Raw genomic sequence first — 18,599 nt, 5'->3', positions numbered from 1 at the left:
GACAACGACCGTCGCCGCGACGGATCGGATACCCGATGCCAAAGCCGATGAGGACCATGATGGAGAGGACGTCGCATCCTCCGCCGCATCCGGATTCAATTAGCCGACCAATTAGGTGAATGGCGACAAGAACATACTCGTTGAAAAGCCGCATAGATACGGCTTTTTTTGTTTCAACGATATATGTTCATGCTAACACCGGAGGACAAGAACTTATTTCGTTAGCCGAAAATGACAACAACTTAAACGGTTAACTATAACACTTTTTAAACATACATATTTAAAAAGTATTTAAAATAAGATAATCTGTAAACAAGGAAAACATTTACTATTCAAAATTGGAGGCGTTTTCATGAATGGTTGGATTTCGGCTGGTTCGGTTGAAGAAATTCGAGAGCAAGGACCGAAGCTAATTAAGGGGGGCATTGTCGTATTTTATCACGAGGATCAAGTACATGCGCTTGACAACCGTTGCCCTCACCTCGGTTTTCCTCTTCACATGGGAAGTTTATGCAACGGAATATTGACATGTCATTGGCATCATGCGCGGTTTGACGTATGCAGCGGGGGAACGCTCGATCCATGGGCGGACGATGTTCCTGTGCATGATTTAACCATTCATGACGGATTGATTTGGGTCAACCCGCGTTCCCGGAACGGCAATCAAGTACAACTGTATAAAGACCGGCTTCTGAGCGGCCTTGAGCAAAATATCGGTCTTGTCATAGCTAAGGCTATCGTCGGTTTAATGGAGGCAGGCGCTCCAGAGACGGAAATCGCAGCGATCGGAATCGAATTTGGGGTCAAACAGCGCAGGCAAGGGTGGGGCTCCGGATTAACGATTTTGACCGCGATGACCAACATCCTGCCAAAGCTTGATAAGCAAGGCCGGATTCTTGCGTTGTTTCAAGGGTTGCTGCACACGGCGCGCGACTCAGCCGGAAGCGGTACGCGCTTCTTTCTCGATGCGCTTCCGAATGCAGAAGTCTCTGTAGAACGGTTGACAGAATGGTACCGCGATTGCATCGAGGTTCGGGATACGCGCGGCGCGGAACGGGTGCTTCTGACCGCGCTGCTGGCGGAGGCGGATGAGAGTCGGTTATTCTCTATGATGAGCATGGCGGCGACGGACCATTTCTATATTAATGGCGGTCACACGCTGGATTTCCATAATAAAGCTTTCGAGAGCTTGCAGTATGTCGGGCACGAGCAGCGCAAATATGTCCTCGCTTCGCTCGTTCCGATGTTTGGTAACGCAACGCGTAGTGAAGAGCTTCATAGCTGGCAATCTCCGGTCAATTTGGTTCAGCCGTTGAAGGAAGCGTTCGAGGAGCTGTCCAACAAGGGAGTTTCATCTGGTAGTGGGGGATCTGGGGTTAACGACGAGGAGCTGCTTGAAGCGCTGCTCGGAGATGATCCGCTTCGAACGATACGCATGTTAAAAGAGGCTTTGCTCGGCGGCGCCTCTCCGGCGCGCATCTCGCAAATTGCCGTATTGGCTGCGGCAGAACGGGTCGTCCGCTTCCATACGCATAACGATTTCGGAGACTGGATATCGGTATTACATACTTTTACGCATGCTCACGCCGTTCATGAAGGTTTGATCCGTTCCGAAGATTCCTGGCTGGTCCGTGGTATTTTCCATACGGCGGCTACCATTTACCTCGACCGGTTTTTGAACATTCCCGCTGCCCCGAGACCGGCAATCAGCACCCCTGAGGAAGTGCCGCAGCCCACGGAGCTGCTGGAAATTCTCGATAAGCAGCAGCAAGTTGCACCGGCGGCGGCATGGGTCATCCGTTATTTGCGCAGCGGCGGAAAGCCGGGGCCTCTTTTCAACGTATTGGGCCATGCGCTGCTTCGTGAAGATGCGGAATTCCACTCCTTCCAAATGTACGAGGGGGCCGTGGCGGAATATGACCGCTGGGCTTCCGAGTCCGGACCGTTTGCTGAGAAAGCCCGCGAAACGCTGATTCTTGCAATTACCCGTTATTTGGCAGCGCATGCTCCGACTTCACGGGAGACGCCTCATACGGCGAAAATTGCATGGCGGCTTCATCGCGGAGAGAAATTGTTCGAAGAAGAATAAAGTACAATAGATAGGCGAGCGCTCCACCCGATTCGGAATCGAAGAATGTATAAAATCCGCATTTTGCGGATTTTATTATTTTTATATATGGTTAACCACACTAAGCATACGAGATGTGGGCGATAAGAAATGCCTTTTGCGCATATCAATATATATGATATAGGTATTTTTAATATGTAAACAAAGCAATTAAAATAAATGACGAAGAGCAAGGAAAGACGGTTCTGCCGAACTGTAAATCATTGAAGATAGGAGTTGCTTTTTTGTCTAAACGAAACTTACTTATATTTATTTTGACCATAGGGGCATTCGGCATCATCAATACGGAAATGGGGGTTATAGGGATCTTGCCGTACATTGCCGATTACTTTCATATCAGTGTATCTAAGGCCGGGTGGCTGGTAAGTCTCTTCGCACTAACCGTTTCCATATCCGGTCCAACGATGCCATTATTCTTTTCTGGTATCAATCGCAAGAAGGCGATGTTACTTGTGCTTGGTATTTTCGTTCTAGGTAATATTGCCTCTATATTTACATCAAACTATGCTATTGCAATCATTGCGCGTGTGGTTCCTGCCATTTTTCAACCCATTTATTTTTCAGCAGCTTTTACAATGGCAGCTAGCTCGGTTCGCAAGGAAGAAGCCCCAAAAGCTGTTTCAAAAGTATTTATTGGCGTATCTGCAGGCATGGTACTTGGTGTACCCATCGCAAGTTTTCTGGCTAGTGCCGTTTCGTTCCAAATATCAATGGCCTTTTTCGCCATCGTGAACGCAATAGTATTTCTGGCTACGTTAGTTATTTTACCTTCAATGCCTGTTAAAGAAAGGCTTTCTTACGGAGCACAGCTAAGCGTATTAAAAAAACCAATGACTTGGCTTTCCATTGCTGCTGTTATTTTATTAAATTCGGCAGTATTTGGGGTATACAGTTATCTTGCTGAGTATCTTAAAACCGTTACGAATACCTCTGGGAAAACAATTAGTATCATGTTAGTCATATTTGGTGGGGCAAATATTATCGGAAACATTGTGGCTGGGAAGTTACTTACTAAAGATGCCATCAAAACTGTAGTGTCTTTTCCTTTTGCATTAGGAGTCGTTTACATCATTTTATTCTTATTCGGCCAATTTACTTTGCCTATGGCTATCATTACTCTAGTTTGGGGAGTATTGGCGGGTATTGGATCTAATATTAATCAATATTGGATTACGTCCGCAGCTCCGGAAGCTCCTGATTTCGCCAATGGATTATTTTTATCCTCCGTTAACTTAGGAACCACCATGGGTACGGCTGTAGGTGGAATATTTATTTCGGAATTAGGTACACCGTATGTCGTATTAGTGGGAGTATTATCCTTGGCATTAGGGCTGGTATTTATTTTACTAAGAAACCACATGCATCGTCCTGCAAAACAACTCTCTAAATAGATTGAACTAAAGATTTGCATTGAACTTCCTGTAATAGCGGCTCACTGGAGCCTATAACACGGTTCATTTCTTTAGTTCATTCTATCTAAATAAGAAAGAAAATTCGGTCTAAATTTAAAATTTAGCCTGAATTTCTTTTAAAAACATATCGGCAGCAGCCGAAAAGACCTGATGCTTTTTCCATACCATATTTAGGCCGGACTCAAGCCTTGGTTCAAGCGGTCTAAAACAAAGGTTACTGTCGCTGGACGTGTTCACGATTTTATCAAGAGTTATTGCATATCCAATGCCTTCTTCAACCATAATGGCAGCATTATATGCAAGATTGTATGTGGTTACGACGTTTAATTTATCAAAATCTTCACCAAACCAATCCGCAAATTCATTTTTGAAGTACGTTTGTTTCATGGCCTGTCGTGAACAGATCAGCGGAACGTTGATTAGATCTGCTGCTCGAATGGTATCTTTAACAGCAAGAGGACTGTCATCTCTCATTACCACGCCCCAAATATCCATGGCCGGGATTTTGATGTAGTTGTATTTTGATAAATCTGCTGGTTGGATTAATACACCAAAGTCGAGCAGTCCCTTATCAAGACGTTCAGTCACTTCATCTTCGTTTCCGCTGTAGAGGTGATACCGTATATTTGGATACCTTAACTGCAGGTCTCTTACTGCCCGTGCGATCTGTTTCATGGCGTCTGTTTCTCCACAGCCTATATATACATCACCGCTTATAGTTTCTTCCATAGATCTAAATTCGGCCTCTAATTTATCGACCATATTCACGATTTCTTCCGCTCTCTGTTTTAAAAGCATTCCTTCATCCGTGAGATGGATACTGTGGCTGCTGCGAATAAATAGTTTTTTTCCTAGCTCGTGTTCAAGATCTTTTAATTGTCTGGACAAGGTTGGCTGTGTAACATGCAAATAATTAGCCGCCCCCGTCATGCTTCCTTCTCTTGCCACCGTAAGAAAATAACGCAAAACTCTAACATCCATCTTTAGTCCTCCTTTAAGTCTTTTACTTCACAGGGTTCAGAAATGCTTATCAAGCATATCTTATTATAAGATATGAGTATATGCTATGTACAAACAGCAGGATAAAATGAATACAAGTGAAGAAATGTACCGTTTGACTGACGATTTTTTTTGCTCCCGGAGAGAGGGGAGGAGCTATCCAACATCAATATAGTAGAATGAAGCGAAGGTGCCCAAATACTTGCTTTTGGGCACCTTCAAAATGTAATCACTTATAGCAAACTTATTACCTTTCACGTAACTTACATTGTGCTAATATCAATCACGAATCTATATTTTACATCCGAAGCTAATACACGTCTGTAGGCTTCGTCAATCTGGTCGGCCGATATCACTTCGATTTTAGGAACAATGTTGTGCTTTGCACAGAAGTCCAACATTTCCTGTGTCTCGCGGATGCCTCCAATCATGGAACCTGCAAATGAACGGCGATGTCCGATGAGGGACATTACATTTAGGGACATCGGCTCCCCAGGGGCACCGACGTTTACCAAAGTTCCGTCCAGCGTGAGTAGGGAGAAATAAGCATCCAAATTGATACTGGCACTTACCGTGTTAATAATCAGATCAAAGCGGCCGGCAAGTTTTTCGAAAGTTTCCGGATCGCTTGTGGCGTAGTAGTTGTCTGCGCCCAATTGCATGCCATCGTCTTTTTTACTCAATGTTTGGGACAGAACGGTGACCTCGGAACCCATCGCATGCGCAATTTGGACCGCCATATGCCCGAGACCGCCCATACCGACCACAGCTACTTTTTTGCCTGGGCCGGCCCCCCAGTGATTAAGCGGGGAGTAGGTCGTAATACCCGCGCAAAGCAACGGCGCTGCTTCATCAAGCTCAATATTGTCAGGAATTCTGACGACGAAGTTCTCAGTGACGACAATGTGGGTAGAATAGCCGCCTTGAGTTGGTTCGCCGTATTTGTCAACACCAGCGTAGGTCGGGACATTTCCTTTGAGGCAGTATTGTTCTTCCCCTTTACGGCAGTTCTCGCATTCGCCACAGGAATCAACCATGCAGCCAACCCCTACCCGGTCACCGACCTTATATTTTGTGACATGGGGGCCGACAGCCGTGACAATTCCTGCAATCTCGTGGCCAGGTACAAGCGGATAGTTGACAGGTCCCCATTCGCCGTGAGCCGTATGGATGTCGGAGTGGCAAATTCCCGCATATTTAATTTCAATTAAAATATCCTGCGAATCAAGATCGCGCCGTTCAATTTCAGCTGCTCGAAACGGTTTGTCCGGACCGTCGACAGCTCGTGCTTTAGCAGTAATCATCTCTAAATCCTCCCATCAATGTATGTTCAAATGTTGCAAAACCAATTTTATTCCCTAGAGTTAACTCTAGGTCAAGTGCTGATTTTATGTTAATATGTTCTCGTAGCATTAGGGTTAGCTCGAGGTCTATATCTATTAGAAAGGAAGATGACTGTTGAAGACTTATTCAATCAGCGAAGTTGCCAGACAATTGAATCTTACTATATATACCTTGCGCTACTATGACAAAGAGGGTCTTTTGCCTTTTGTAGAACGGACAGCCAGTGGAACACGCTTGTTTAAAGAATCTGATATCGATGCTTTAAAAGTAATTGAATGCCTGAAGACTACGGGGATGCCGATCAAGGAAATTAAAAATTTTATTAATTGGTGTTCTGAAGGGGATACGTCCCTGCAACAAAGATATGACATGTTTATAGAACGGAAAGCTGCCGTGGAGGCGCAGATGGAAGAACTTAAAAAAACGATGGAAGTCATCGAACATAAATGCTTCTATTATAAGACCGCACTGGATGCCGGAACGGAAGAGATTCATAAGAACAATAAAATTGGGAGTAACTTTGCCTCTACTTATTAACAGAAAACCACCTGTAATTCATATATTTCTATATGATTTGCAGGTGGTTTTGTTATTCAGGAGTTATAAATTTCGATCTAGCAATATCCCTGTCTGTTCTGCCATGACACGAGGGGGAACAGGCATTCCATTCTTGAACCACCATTCCACGGCCCCCACGACAGCTGCCCCGAAAAATTGCAGTATAACTTCTCGATTTAAACCTTGATTTTTTCCTTCGGTTACATCGACTTCAACCTTATACTCTTGGACGACTAAATCGAGGAAACGGCTGCGGAAATGAGCCGCGCTTTTCGTGTTTAGCATGATTGAAAAAAACAAATGATGCTCTGCAAAATATTCGAACCAGACATAATTTCCTTCTTGGAAGCTCATTTCCGATGCAGATCGGCAAAGTTCACTGAGATTACTGATGTGTTCTTCGATAATCTTATCCAGCAGGTCGAATTTATCCAAATAGTGCAGATATACCGTACCTCGATTCACATTTGCCCTGTCGGAAATATCCCGGATGGTAATGTCATCAAAGTTTTTTTCTGCCATCAGTTCAAGAATGGCCTTCTTGATGGCTTCTTGGGATTTGAGTACCCTTCGATCCACTTTAGTCATGTTTAAAAAGTCCTCCATCTTAAGATAATCGGCAATAATGGATCATTTGTTGAGTAACGCACATATTGCGAGGAAATGACCATTGTAAGCATATGGTTTCTGTATAAAATTATAAACACGAGTTGATTAAACAATCAATGTTCATTTTGATCCGCTGTACTTCATTCTATGTACATGCTTAATATCAAATTTTAAGGAGGATACCATTCATGGGAACATGGACGAAAGAAGAATTGAACTGGATTGCTGGGTCCGATGATCTTCACATCTCACCTTTCCGAGAAGACGGAGTTACCTATGGTACCCCGACCTGGATTTGGTCCGTTGTGGTTGGCGAATCACTCTATGTACGCGCCTACTACGGGCGGAACTCCCGATGGTACCAGGCAGCCATACAGCAGAAAGCGGGGCGAATCACGGTGGCTGGTAAGACAAAGGAGGTCGCTTTTGAACCGGTTGATGGCGAGATCGACAACCTCATCGACGATGCGTATCGTGCGAAATACAAGGAAAGTCCTTATCTGAACTCGATGATCAGTAATCAAGCCCGTTCAGCCACAGTGAAGGTTGTGCCGCTTGCCGTACGTTAATAATAACGGCTTGTTTGAATCTGTCCCATGGATCCCATATTAAAAGGAAGAATAAATGAACAATACTTGGAAAATATACATGCTGGCTTTCATTAGCTTTTTTGTGAGCACCTCGGAGTACGTTATTGCCGGTATTTTGGATCAAATTGCTGCCTGGGCCCATATTTCGGTGTCTGCTGCAGGACAATTGATCACCGTATTCGCGATCGCCAATGCGATCGGTTCACCGATCTTCGTGATGGCGACGACAAAGATGGATCGGCGTTATTTGTTAATGTTCTCTCTCGCGATCGTCGTATTCGGCTGCGTATTGACCGTTACCTTACCGGGATTCACATTCCTTATCGTATCACGGATTGTACTTGCCATTGGAGGCGGCGTTTTTGTGATCGGCGCCAAGACGGTCGCTGCCAAACTCGCAGCACCGGGCAAGCAAGCCGGGGCGATTGGCACCGTGCTCATCGGGTTCAGTGCATCCCTTATTGCCGGCGTTCCGATTGGCCGCGTCGTGGCTGCAGCATTCGGTTGGAAGGTCATTTTCGTCGGAATCGGTATGCTTAGTTTGTTTGCGATTGTGGCCGTGGCTCGTATGATACCACCCACCGAGGGGGATGCGCCTATTCCGCTCGGCAAACAGATGGCCCTTTTAAAGAACCCGAATATCCTAAATGGCTTTGGTGTCACGTTCTTTTGGCAGTTAGGATATGCCATGCTCTATGCCTATATTTCTCCTTTCCTGCTAAATGTTACATCCATGAGCGAACGGGAAGTGAGCATTGCTCTCTTTGCCTTCGGGATCGCGACTCTAATCGGCTCCAAATTCGGCGGATTCATGACGGATCGCATCGGGATTCCAAGGTCGCTGATGAGTGGCCTGATGGTTCATGCCCTAGCTTTGATGCTGCTGTCCGGCATCGCTAAATCAACGTCTGTTGCCATTCCGCTTCTTATGTTATGGGCTTTCTCGGCATGGTCGTCCGGACCGGCCCTGCAGTTTAATCTGGTTGCGCTTGCTCCGGAAGCCTCAGGGATCATGTTAAGCCTGTACGGCTCAATTCTACAGATCGCGATCGCTACCGCCGGAGGGATTGGAGGAATTGCAGTAGGAGTCATTTCGATAAGGGCGGTCGGTTGGATCGCTGCTTTATTCGTCGCAATTGCCGTTATTTTAATGGCGGTATCGTTAAAAACAAACAGGAGGCTTCGTTATGAATCGAAATGAGAAGAGTCAAGATACGTACAAGCAGCTTTTCGGCGATGGAGTACCAGCCGCATATGCCACGGATCCCGATTTCCAGGACATCTTGAGCCGGTTCATTTTCGGGGAGGTTTTTCATCAAGGAAGCCTGGATGACAAGCTGAGGGAGCTCATCACCCTAGTGGTACTAACCACGAACCAAACCTTGCCTCAGCTCAAGGCTCATGTGCATGCCGCCCTGAACGTCGGACTTTCGCCGATCGAAATCAAGGAAGCTGTGTTCCAGTGCGCGCCTTACGTCGGCTTTCCCAAAACGCTGAATGCCATTACGGAGGTCAACGACGTTTTCAAAGCCAGAGATATCGAATTGCCGCTTGAGAGTCAAAAGCAAGTTGAAGAAGAAAATCGGTTTGACAAGGGGCTTGCCATGCAGGTGGAAATTTTCGGGGACATCATTACCAAAAACCGGGGGAATGCCCCGAATAATCTAAAGCATATTCAGGATTATCTTTCCGCCTTTTGCTTTGGCGACTTCTATACCCGGGGAGGCCTTGATTTGAAAACGCGGGAATTGCTGACTCTGTGCATCATTAGCGCACTCGGGGGTGCCGAAAATCAAGTCAAGGCACATGTACAGGGTAATCTAAATGTCAGCAATGATAAGGAAACGATGATCACCGCCATCACGCATTGCCTCCCTTATATGGGATTCCCTAGAACGTTAAATGCTTTGAGTTGCATCAATGAAATCATTCCAGAATAACAAAGGAGACAAAAACAATGTTTAACGAAACTTACAAATTATCAAATGGAATTGAAATTCCCAAATTAGGTCTTGGTACCTGGCTGCTTGACGATGAGCAAGCGGCACAGGCCGTGCGAGATGCGGTATCTCTTGGGTATCGCCATATGGATACGGCTCAGGCCTATATGAATGAGGCTGGTGTAGGCGAAGCAATCCGTTCTTGCGGTGTCGCAAGAGAAGAACTTTTCATTACAACAAAGGTTGCTGCAGAAGCAAAGAACTATGATGCAGTTACGCAGTCCATTCATGAGTCATTAGCCAAATTGGGACTGGATTACATTGACCTTCTGATTATTCACAGCCCACAACCGTGGACGGAGTTCCGTGAGGAGAACCGTTATATCGAGGAAAACAAAGAAGTATGGAAAGCGATGGAGGATGCATATAGAACAGGCAAAGTAAAGGCCATCGGTCTGTCTAACTTTCTTCAGGATGATGTTGAGAATATATTTGCAAGCTGTGAGATCATGCCTATGGTCAATCAGATCCTGGCACATGTGAGCAACACGCCTTTGGAGCTCATTGAATTCTGCCAGAAGAATGACATTCTGGTGGAGGCATATTCGCCGATTGCACACGGTGCAATCCTGGATCATGCCGAGGTTAGGGTAATAGCCGAAAAGTATGGAGTATCTGTTGCTCAGCTTTGCCTGCGTTATGATATCCAGCTTGGTCTTGTCGTACTTCCGAAGACGGCAAACCCAGATCATATGAGAAACAATGCAGAGCTGGATTTTGTTATCAGCGATGCTGATATGGAGACATTGAAGAATGTAGAGAACATTCAAGATTATGGTGAGCATAGCTTCTTTCCGGTTTTTGGCGGGAAATTAAAGTAAACAGACCCAGAGGATACGAATCTTATTAATGTTTAATGGAGGAACCAAAATGGCAAAACATGAAGAAGTAAAAAATGGTGTGATTTTCCCCGTGGGAGAGAAGAATGAAGCATTTGCAAAATATTTTGTGGGACAAAGTTACCTGCAGACGTTGGTTGCCGATCCCAAAGTTCATGTTGGAGTTGGGAACGTAACCTTTGAACCGGGATGCCGGAATAACTGGCATATCCACCGTGATGGGTTTCAGCTTCTATTGGTAACCGGCGGCGAAGGGTGGTACCAGGAAGAAGGAAAAGCTGCCCAGTTCCTGAAAGCAGGTGATGTTATTGTTACCCATGATGGTGTAAAACACTGGCATGGTGCAACAAAAGACAGCTGGTTTGAACATATTGCAATCACTGCAGGTAAGCCGGAATGGTTAGAACCCGTAACGGATGAGCATTACAACAATTTGTAATAAATGATGAAGCGGTAACCTAAAATCCGAATGAGGTGGTCATGCGATTACAATAGGCAGCTCTTAACTGTAAGACGACAAGAACATACACGCTTTATAGCCGCGCAGCTGCGGCTTTTTTTAACGATAAATGTTCTGTCAAACCCGTGCGAAGGCGTACAAATACCTGCAGCTCAAATCTAGAAGCTCCAGCTAACGGGGGAACCAGCAATAACCTTACTACGATACTGACATTCTTTAGGTAAATTCAGAGGTCGTTTGAATGCAATTACCTCGTTGTTTTCCGGATATACGAAAGTGACACACTTCCGGTAGTAACCATTAATGGATTCTACGTTATGATACTATGAAAGATACTGAATGTTGGAGGTGTATTTATGGGGATTTGCAATGTACTCTTGTATACCTAATTTTTAATACAGGAGGAACAATAAATGGAAAAAGTATTGCTTGATTCAGATATTGGCGGAGATATTGATGATGCAATTTGCCTGGCCTATTTATTAAAAGAGCCACAGTGTAATTTAGTTGGCATTACAACGGTGTGTGGAGAATCGGAGAAGCGGGCGGCAGTTGCAAATGCGATTTGTAAAACCGTCAAGAGGGATATTCCGATTGTAGCTGGACTCGATACAACTTTGCAGCCTGTCCCTGTATATCCGACCCCGGATGGTGCTGCGGCATTGATAAACTGGGAGCACGACATCTATGAAAAATCGGATGCGCCTGCATTTATGTATGAGATGATCAAAGCTAATCCACATGAAATTATGTTACTCGGAATTGGAAACATGACCAATATTGCAACGCTGTTTAACACATATCCTGATGTCCTGCACCTGTTAAAAGGACTTTATGTGATGAATGGATATTTTGGTCGGGAGGAATTGCCTGAAGCGTACTACAATTGGAACTCATGGGCTGATCCGCTCGCATCCAAAATTGTTTTTGCTTCCAAAGTAGCGATCAACCGGGCAATTACGCTTGAAATCACCGACAGATTGACCATAGAGGCAGCAAAAGCGGAAGAACTTCTTTTTGCGGATTCCGGTTTGATGAAAGCGGTATTTGATTTTGGAAATGCGTGGCTTGAAAGTTCGAATAAGTTGACACTGCATGACCCGTTGGCGGCAGTTTGCATATTTCATCCCGATGTTTGTCAATTTGAAAAAGGTTATGTCCAAGTTGAAACCAATGAGGAGACGTTAATGGGAGGCACTTCGTTTAGAGCAGCTAAGGAAGGAAACGTGGAAATTTCCCGAGAAGTAGATGCGGAACGTTTCTATCAAATCTTGTCATCTACATTAAACAGGTGAGCAATCCGGAGATGTGACGAGTAGCCATTATTTCAATTTACAAACATTGGAAAAACCCTCATCTATCATGTTATGATAGGTGGGGGTTTTAACATATTTAGATGATAGAATCCATGCGACAAATTCCGAGATGGGCCAGAGCGTAAGCTACGCCATTTTCTTCACAGGGCCGTGTCACCATATGCACCCGTTCCTGCACATAAGCTGGCGCGTTAGCAACGGCTACCGAATAGCCGGCCTCGGCAAACATTGGCATATCATTATCGTGGTTGCCGATGGCAAGCACGTTCTCCGTGGCTATCTGAAGATGCCGTTTGAGGAAACGAAGCGCTTCCCCTTTGTTTGCCTGTGCGTTGGTGATTTCAATATTGTGATTATCGCTTGGATGGATTTGCAGCGGGAGAGGATGGAGATCTCGGGTGATAGCTGCTAGCTTGGCATCGTCATCCTGCACGTAAATTTTATAATAAGTCTCGCTCCCTTCGAATTGAATCGACCAGATGGGATTCCTCCGCCGCGAACATAGCATCACGTGTGTAGATGCGGTAGAGCGCCCGGTGCTTTTCGATCGTATGAATGATTTGGGGAAGATGCTCCGCTCGAATCGGAAAAGAGATCAGTTCTTGTTGCAACCGGATGTCGTACACGTTTGCGCCGTTGCTGGCGAACAAGTAGGCCGCGCCTTGAAACCGTTCCGCGAAGGGCAGCGCGGCGGCGAACATTTTTCCGGTAATAATGGCCACGATGCTCCCTTGGCGTATAGCGTCATTCACGGCATCGCGGTTCGCGTCGCTGAGATACAGCCGGCGGTCAATCGTGGTGCCGTCCAGATCCAGCGCGATCAGTTTGAATTTCATGGTTCCTCCTTGCAGCAAGCTGCCCAATCGATTATTGGTAATGAATTTGGTGTCGGTATTGCTCCAGCAACCTCATATTGTGCTCATCTCCTCCTTCGAGGTTGGCTGACAGGAAGACCGGAGGGGTCAGGCCTCGATGAATCAACAGCTCGATCGTCTGCGAAATGACCGCATGCATCATCGTAATCCCGGTCACCGTGGAGAGCGGTGCCGTTTTGACCTGCAGCCCGTCGATCGACAGCACCGCATCGCCCTTTTCTCCCATGACGTCCAAAATGAGATCCGCGAGCTCAAATAAGCGCTTGCCGCTGGAATGCCGGCTTGAGACATCAGACGAATAGGCGATCGACGTAAGGGCAATGACCTTCACGCCATGATTCTTTGCCCAGAGCGCCAGTTCGACCGGGACGGTGTTGCGTCCGGAGACGGAAGCGATAATGAGCACATCTCCCTGCCTAAGAGCCGTCTCCGAAAGCACGGCCTCGGCCAGCCCGGATATGCGTTCGAATTTGGTGGTGCGCGTGGAAGGAAAGGTCTCCAAGGTCATGCCCGGTAGAAAAATGGGATTCATCAGAATAAAGCCCCCTGCCCTGTAAAACACCTCTTGCGCGAAGAGGCTTGAATGGCTGCATCCTGTGATATAGATGGAGCCTCCCTGCTCCACGGTGTCCGCCAATACATGCGAGGTCTGCTGCATTGCCTCATGTTGTTCTTGTAAGACTTGAACCAGGTTATCCGTTACAGCCTGAAAATAACGCATAATTTGCAGCATAGCATATCCTCCTCGTTAGGATTCAGCTTAATCATACGACCCAAGCTTCAGCAAATCTTCGTTTTTCTTTCCTTGTGACTAGATTTTATCTTCGATTAATTTCGTTGTCAAACGGTTTCCTTTCGATTTGTTTCCTGTTATAGTAGTTATAGCTGTATAATGAAACGGTGAGCAAGACCCATTATTATACATAAAACAGAGGTGGAGAAGAAAAGATGCATGCCATGCAACGTCGAAGCGAAATTTTGAAAATGATTAGAGAGAACGGGTTTAAAAGGGTTTCGGAGCTGAGGGATATATTCCAAGTATCCGAGGTGACCATCCGTTCCGATCTGCGAACGCTGGAGGAGGAAGGAAAGATCGAGCGCAATTACGGGGGAGCTATGGTGAAGGATGAGCAGGAATCACCTACTTTTTCGGAGACCTCCTGGCTTCTGAGCGAAACAAAGTCGGCCATCGCTAAAGCTGCCGTCGATTTGATCCAGCCTGGGGACAGCCTTTTTTTGGACGGAAGCTCAACGACAGTGCTGCTGGCCAATCTGGCACGGCATATCGAGAATGTGACGATCATCAGCAATTCCATCCCCATTTTCGAACAGCTCAAAGAAATAACGACGGCCACGCTTATAGGGATCCCCGGCACGCTAAACCCGAGAACCCAAACGTTCGTCGGACCGTATGCAGAGAAAATGATCAACGATCTTCGGGCTACCAAAACCTTCATCAGTCCCAAAGGTGTCCTGCTGGAGGGATTGCGCGACATCACGATGGTGGAGGCGGATATCCGCAAACGAATGATGGATTCCGGCAGCGAGGTCATCGTGCTGGCGGACCACAGCAAATTCAACAACAACCGTACCTTAATCCGAATCGACAGCTTCGACGGGGTGAACACCATCATTACCGATCGGCGACCGGATGATTCGTACATGAGTATTTTTGAGGAGAAGAATATCCGGGTGATCATCGCGGAGGCGAATGATGAATAACAATGTCATACTTTATTCAACAGGCAGCTGCCCCTTGAGTACAGGAATGTACTTAAGGGGCTAGTTTTTTGTCTTGAATTCATAAAACGAAAATAATAATAAGAAAATAATTTTCGTTAATCCTTCTTTGGAAAATAAAATTTTATTCTTGTTGACATTTCGATAAACACCAATCTATAATCGAAACACATTCGAAAACAATTTAACTTTTGGATTTCGTTTATTTTCGGTTTCGAAAGTTGTTTTCGAAAAACTGTCCTTAAGGGGGAATAAAATGAAGAAGAAAGCGTTGTTGATCTCATCCTTTTTTCTGATTGTTGTTCTGGCTTTGGCGGGATGCTCAGGTAAGGACAATCCCGAAGCAAAAGCGGGCGACTCGGCGCAGGACGATCAAGGAGGGGGACAAACCAGCAATATTACAAGCTGGGACAGCCCGGACTTGGCCTGGAAAAAGAGCGTGGATCCCGTAGCCTTCGACACGTACATCGATTTCGATTGGTACCCCGTTGATACATGGGGGAAGGATGATGTATCCAAAGAGATCACGAAGAGGACCGGCGTCTCCCTGAACGTAACGAAAAGCAGCGACCTCAACCAGCTGCAAGTATTGATCGCTGCCAATGAATTACCCGATCTCGTCTTCACCTCCAACCTGGTAGAACGCTTCTACAATCCCGACATTGCTTATCCACTCGATGAATTGATCAAGAAATATGCCCCTGAAATGATGAATCTGCTTGACCCCGTAGAAATTGCGAACAACACCCAGCCCGACGGACATTTTTACGCCTTAAAAACCCATTATAACAACGACGAAGCATGGAATGATCCGAGAAACCTCCCGTCTCCCGGTGACGCAGGGCTTTACGTCCGGCAGGATATCATGCAGGAGCTAGGCAATCCGCCACTGGAATCGCTGGAGGATTTGCTGAAAGTTTATCAAATGGTCAAGGAAAAGCACCCTGACATGATCATCTACCTCCCGCATCCGACATGGACGAACCCGTTAATGGAAATGATGGGCTTGACCGACCAGAACCCCTATGCGGACGAAGCCGGCAAAGTGCACTTAGGCTTCAGCAATCCCGGTTTTAAGGATTATTTCAAATACATGAACTCGCTGTACAGAAGCGGATACTTAAGTGCGGAAAGCTTCGCCTACAAGCCGGAGCAGTTCTCGCAAATCATGAAGAGCGGCAATGTATTTTCCGCTTCCTACAACGCCGGTCTAGCCGACGAAATGAATAAAGTCTATGACGACAATGGCATTCAAGCGCATTTGGTACCTATTTTGAAAGCGCTCACTTATAAGGGGGAGGCGAAGCTGAAGCCCGTCGATGCTTCCGTTGGCTGGGCCAGCCTGTTCGTTCCGAAAACGAATAAAAATCCTGAGCGCGCAATCAAATACATCGAGTTTCTCAAAAGCCCAGAAGGCGATGCCTTGACGCAGTGGGGAATCGAAGGGAAGCACTACACCCTAAACGAGGATAAGCTGCTGGTGCGTCCGGAAGGCTTCAATCAGCTGAAGGTGACGGATACGGGGATCGGACCTTGGTATTTCGAGGCAAGCGGGCTCGGGGAAGGCGTTGCCGTTTCCTCGGGGGCGCTCAGCAACCCGAAATACAGCTCTTCCGTCGATTTGCTGAAGTTCAGAAAGGCGCTGTACGTGCGCAATCCGGCACTGGCCTTCGTCAAGCCGAAGGCAGATACGGATGAGTTCAATATCAACGTGAAGCTGTCGGAGCTGTACACCAACGCCAAAGTCGAAATCATCACGGCCGCAAGCGAGGATGAAGCCGGGAAGCGATATGACAAGCTAATGTCGGACGCGAACAAAATCGGTCTGGAGCGACTGGAAACCTACATGAATGAAGCTTATCAGGAAGCCTTGAAGAAATACGAGTAGAACCAAGGCGGCAAGCACGGGAGGGGGCTCTCCCTCCCGCATATATCAGGGAAATGAGGGAAGATCCATGAATAACGAATGGGTATTCATCGAGAACGGCACGACGGATTATACGATTGTTATTGGAGAGCAAGCATCGCCTTCAGAGGTGTATGCAGGGGCGGAACTGCAGACCTATTTGCGCGAAATTACCGGCGTGACGGTGCCGATCAAAAACGACGACGGTCCGGTCACGCCTCATGAAATCGTCGTTGGCTTCAACCTGCATATGGCTGATCTGGCGTCATCCATCGATTTTGAGCAGCTGGGCAGCGACGGGTTCGTTATCCGTACAGCCGGCAGACGGCTTGTCATTGCAGGCGGAGCGCTGCGTGGAACGTTGTACGGGGTGTACACCTTCCTGGAGAATTACTTGGGCTGCAGATGGTTCAGCCCCGAAGTAAGCCGCATTCCGAAGCGAAGCCGCGTAACGCTGGGCGATATCGATATCGAACAGGTTCCGGTACTGGAATATCGCGAACCGTTTTTCTTTTGTGCCTTTGACGGCGATTGGGCAGCGAGAAACAAATCGAACGGCAACTTCCCTGAATTGGAAACCCGCCACGGGGGCAAGACGGAATACACATCCTTGTTCGTACATACCTTTGATCACTTCATCCCGGTAAAAGAGCATTTCGATGCGCATCCCGAATACTTTTCGGAGGTCGGCGGCGAGCGTATTTTCGAAAAGACGCAGCTTTGCTTGACGAATCCCGAGGTACTGGAGCTGATGATCAACCGGGTCAAGGCGTACCTTGGCCAGCACCCGGAAACCCGCATTCTGTCCGTATCGCAAAATGACTGGTACAATCCCTGCCAATGCGCCAATTGCCGGGCGGTGGACGAATACGAAGACAGCTACAGCGGCAGCCTCATCCGGTTCGTAAATCAGGTGGCCGAAGCCATTGAGTCCGAATATCCGGAAGTAGCTATCGATACGCTGGCTTACCAATATACCCGCAAACCGCCGAAGTACGTACGACCTCGTTACAACGTGATCGTCAGACTGTGCAGCATCGAATGCTGCTTTGCACATCCATTGGAAACATGCCAGGAGCTGGCATCTTTCAAAAGCCGGGCGGAATCCGGGGTTTCGTTCGCCCAAGATCTCATTGAATGGGGCAAGGTATGCAACCGCGTATACATCTGGGATTATGTGACGAACTTTTCGAATTATGTCATGCCGTTTCCGAATATTCGGGTCCTGCAGCCCAACATCCAATTTTTCATTCGCAATCAGGTGAAGGGCATCTTCGAGCAGGGCAGCTACGAGAAGGGGGGCGGCGGCGAATTTGCCGAACTGAGGGCATACGTGTTATCCAAGCTGCTTTGGAATCCGGATAGCGACGTTGATACGGCGATCGATGAATTTCTGACCGGGTATTACGGCATGGCGGCATCGCCGCTGCGCCAGTATATCGATATGCTGCATGACAAGGTGGAGCGGGAGCATATCCACACCGGAATTTACGACCCGCCGACGAGCGATTATTTGTCGAAGGACCTGATCGAGCAAGCGGCGGCGTTGTTCGACCGCGCGGAAATGCTTGCCGATGACGAGGAAATCCTGCACCGGGTTCATGTTGCCAGACTTCCCATTCGCTATGTGCAGCTGTCCGCCATGCCGCAGGATGTCCCAAACCGGCAGGAGCATATCGATCAGTTCTTCGCCGACGTTCAGGCCGAAGGCATCACCGCCTTATGGGAAGGACGCAGCCTGGAGAAATCCAAACAAATGATGGAAGAGGGATCCGTTTTCCTGCATGCATAGCATGCGGGACATGAGGAATAATCGATGAATC

The 18,599-nt window shown here is 47.0% G+C and carries 16 protein-coding genes and 1 pseudogene; 12 read left to right on the top strand and 5 right to left on the bottom strand.

Features of this window, described 5'->3' with window-relative positions:
• The first annotated feature begins 352 nt into the window (after positions 1–352).
• Together CJP46_RS25625 and CJP46_RS25620 are read left to right on the top strand one after the other, a co-directional pair.
• Complete coding sequence (locus CJP46_RS25625; RefSeq protein ID WP_094598474.1) at positions 353–2,089, top strand: Rieske (2Fe-2S) protein; 1,737 nt, start codon at positions 353–355, stop codon at positions 2,087–2,089.
• A 263-nt stretch (positions 2,090–2,352) separates the two neighbouring features.
• Positions 2,353–3,519 (top strand): MFS transporter, encoded by a 1,167-nt coding sequence (locus CJP46_RS25620; protein WP_094598473.1) that lies wholly within the window; start codon positions 2,353–2,355, stop codon positions 3,517–3,519.
• Positions 3,520–3,633: 114 nt separating this feature from the next.
• Here the strand turns inward: CJP46_RS25620 and CJP46_RS25615 are convergent, their stop codons facing one another.
• Positions 3,634–4,521 carry a LysR family transcriptional regulator gene (locus CJP46_RS25615; RefSeq protein ID WP_094598472.1) on the bottom strand — a complete coding sequence of 296 codons (888 nt, stop codon included), beginning with the start codon at positions 4,519–4,521 and terminating at the stop codon, positions 3,634–3,636.
• Between the two features lie 281 nt (positions 4,522–4,802).
• A complete protein-coding gene (locus CJP46_RS25610) occupies positions 4,803–5,843 on the bottom strand; it encodes an NAD(P)-dependent alcohol dehydrogenase (RefSeq protein ID WP_094598471.1) in 1,041 nt (346 codons plus the stop codon).
• Between the two features lie 154 nt (positions 5,844–5,997).
• Here CJP46_RS25610 and CJP46_RS25605 point away from each other — a divergent pair, with 154 nt between their 5' ends.
• Entirely contained in the window at positions 5,998–6,420 is a 423-nt protein-coding gene (locus CJP46_RS25605) for a MerR family transcriptional regulator (RefSeq protein ID WP_094598470.1), read from the top strand.
• Between the two features lie 63 nt (positions 6,421–6,483).
• Here the strand turns inward: CJP46_RS25605 and CJP46_RS25600 are convergent, their stop codons facing one another.
• A complete protein-coding gene (locus tag CJP46_RS25600; protein WP_094598469.1) occupies positions 6,484–7,029 on the bottom strand; it encodes a TetR/AcrR family transcriptional regulator in 546 nt (181 codons plus the stop codon).
• A gap of 209 nt (positions 7,030–7,238) precedes the next feature.
• Here CJP46_RS25600 and CJP46_RS25595 point away from each other — a divergent pair, with 209 nt between their 5' ends.
• The 6 genes from CJP46_RS25595 to CJP46_RS25570 all read left to right on the top strand — a co-directional run bounded on the left by CJP46_RS25595 (position 7,239) and on the right by CJP46_RS25570 (position 12,234).
• Positions 7,239–7,619: a DUF2255 family protein gene (locus CJP46_RS25595; RefSeq protein WP_094598468.1), complete on the top strand. Its 381-nt coding sequence runs from the start codon at positions 7,239–7,241 to the stop codon at positions 7,617–7,619.
• 55 nt (positions 7,620–7,674) lie between these two features.
• Positions 7,675–8,841, top strand: a complete 1,167-nt coding sequence (locus tag CJP46_RS25590) for an MFS transporter (protein ID WP_094598467.1) — start codon at positions 7,675–7,677, stop codon at positions 8,839–8,841.
• On the top strand, positions 8,828–9,580 hold the full coding sequence (locus CJP46_RS25585; protein WP_094598466.1) for a carboxymuconolactone decarboxylase family protein: 753 nt from the start codon (positions 8,828–8,830) through the stop codon (positions 9,578–9,580). The genes CJP46_RS25590 and CJP46_RS25585 overlap by 14 nt, the downstream gene beginning before the upstream one ends.
• A gap of 17 nt (positions 9,581–9,597) precedes the next feature.
• Positions 9,598–10,461, top strand: a complete 864-nt coding sequence (locus CJP46_RS25580) for an aldo/keto reductase (protein ID WP_094598465.1) — start codon at positions 9,598–9,600, stop codon at positions 10,459–10,461.
• 49 nt (positions 10,462–10,510) lie between these two features.
• Positions 10,511–10,918 (top strand): cupin domain-containing protein, encoded by a 408-nt coding sequence (locus CJP46_RS25575; protein WP_094598464.1) that lies wholly within the window; start codon positions 10,511–10,513, stop codon positions 10,916–10,918.
• A 434-nt stretch (positions 10,919–11,352) separates the two neighbouring features.
• A complete protein-coding gene (locus CJP46_RS25570) occupies positions 11,353–12,234 on the top strand; it encodes a nucleoside hydrolase (protein WP_094598463.1) in 882 nt (293 codons plus the stop codon).
• Between the two features lie 97 nt (positions 12,235–12,331).
• On the opposite strand, the pseudogene CJP46_RS37650 reads toward CJP46_RS25570, so the two are convergent.
• Together CJP46_RS37650 and CJP46_RS25555 are read right to left on the bottom strand one after the other, a co-directional pair.
• Positions 12,332–13,091 (bottom strand): annotated as a pseudogene (locus CJP46_RS37650) (HAD-IIB family hydrolase).
• A 31-nt stretch (positions 13,092–13,122) separates the two neighbouring features.
• Positions 13,123–13,863 carry an SIS domain-containing protein gene (locus CJP46_RS25555; RefSeq protein WP_094598460.1) on the bottom strand — a complete coding sequence of 247 codons (741 nt, stop codon included), beginning with the start codon at positions 13,861–13,863 and terminating at the stop codon, positions 13,123–13,125.
• Positions 13,864–14,078: 215 nt separating this feature from the next.
• On the opposite strand from CJP46_RS25555, the gene CJP46_RS25550 reads away from it, so the two are divergent.
• The 3 genes from CJP46_RS25550 (at position 14,079) to CJP46_RS25540 (ending at position 18,568) form a co-directional block, all read left to right on the top strand.
• Positions 14,079–14,852, top strand: coding sequence for a DeoR/GlpR family DNA-binding transcription regulator (locus CJP46_RS25550; protein WP_094598459.1), 774 nt, complete (start codon positions 14,079–14,081; stop codon positions 14,850–14,852).
• Positions 14,853–15,126: 274 nt separating this feature from the next.
• Positions 15,127–16,758, top strand: a complete 1,632-nt coding sequence (locus CJP46_RS25545; protein ID WP_094598458.1) for an extracellular solute-binding protein — start codon at positions 15,127–15,129, stop codon at positions 16,756–16,758.
• A 67-nt stretch (positions 16,759–16,825) separates the two neighbouring features.
• Complete coding sequence (locus CJP46_RS25540) at positions 16,826–18,568, top strand: DUF4838 domain-containing protein (protein ID WP_094598457.1); 1,743 nt, start codon at positions 16,826–16,828, stop codon at positions 18,566–18,568.
• Positions 18,569–18,599: the final 31 nt, after the last annotated feature.

Source organism: Paenibacillus sp. XY044, assembly GCF_002257645.1.
Classification (GTDB): Bacteria; Bacillota; Bacilli; order Paenibacillales; family Paenibacillaceae; genus Paenibacillus_AQ.
The sequence above is the reverse complement of the archived record's forward strand: the minus strand, read 5'-3'. Positions and strand labels throughout refer to the sequence as shown.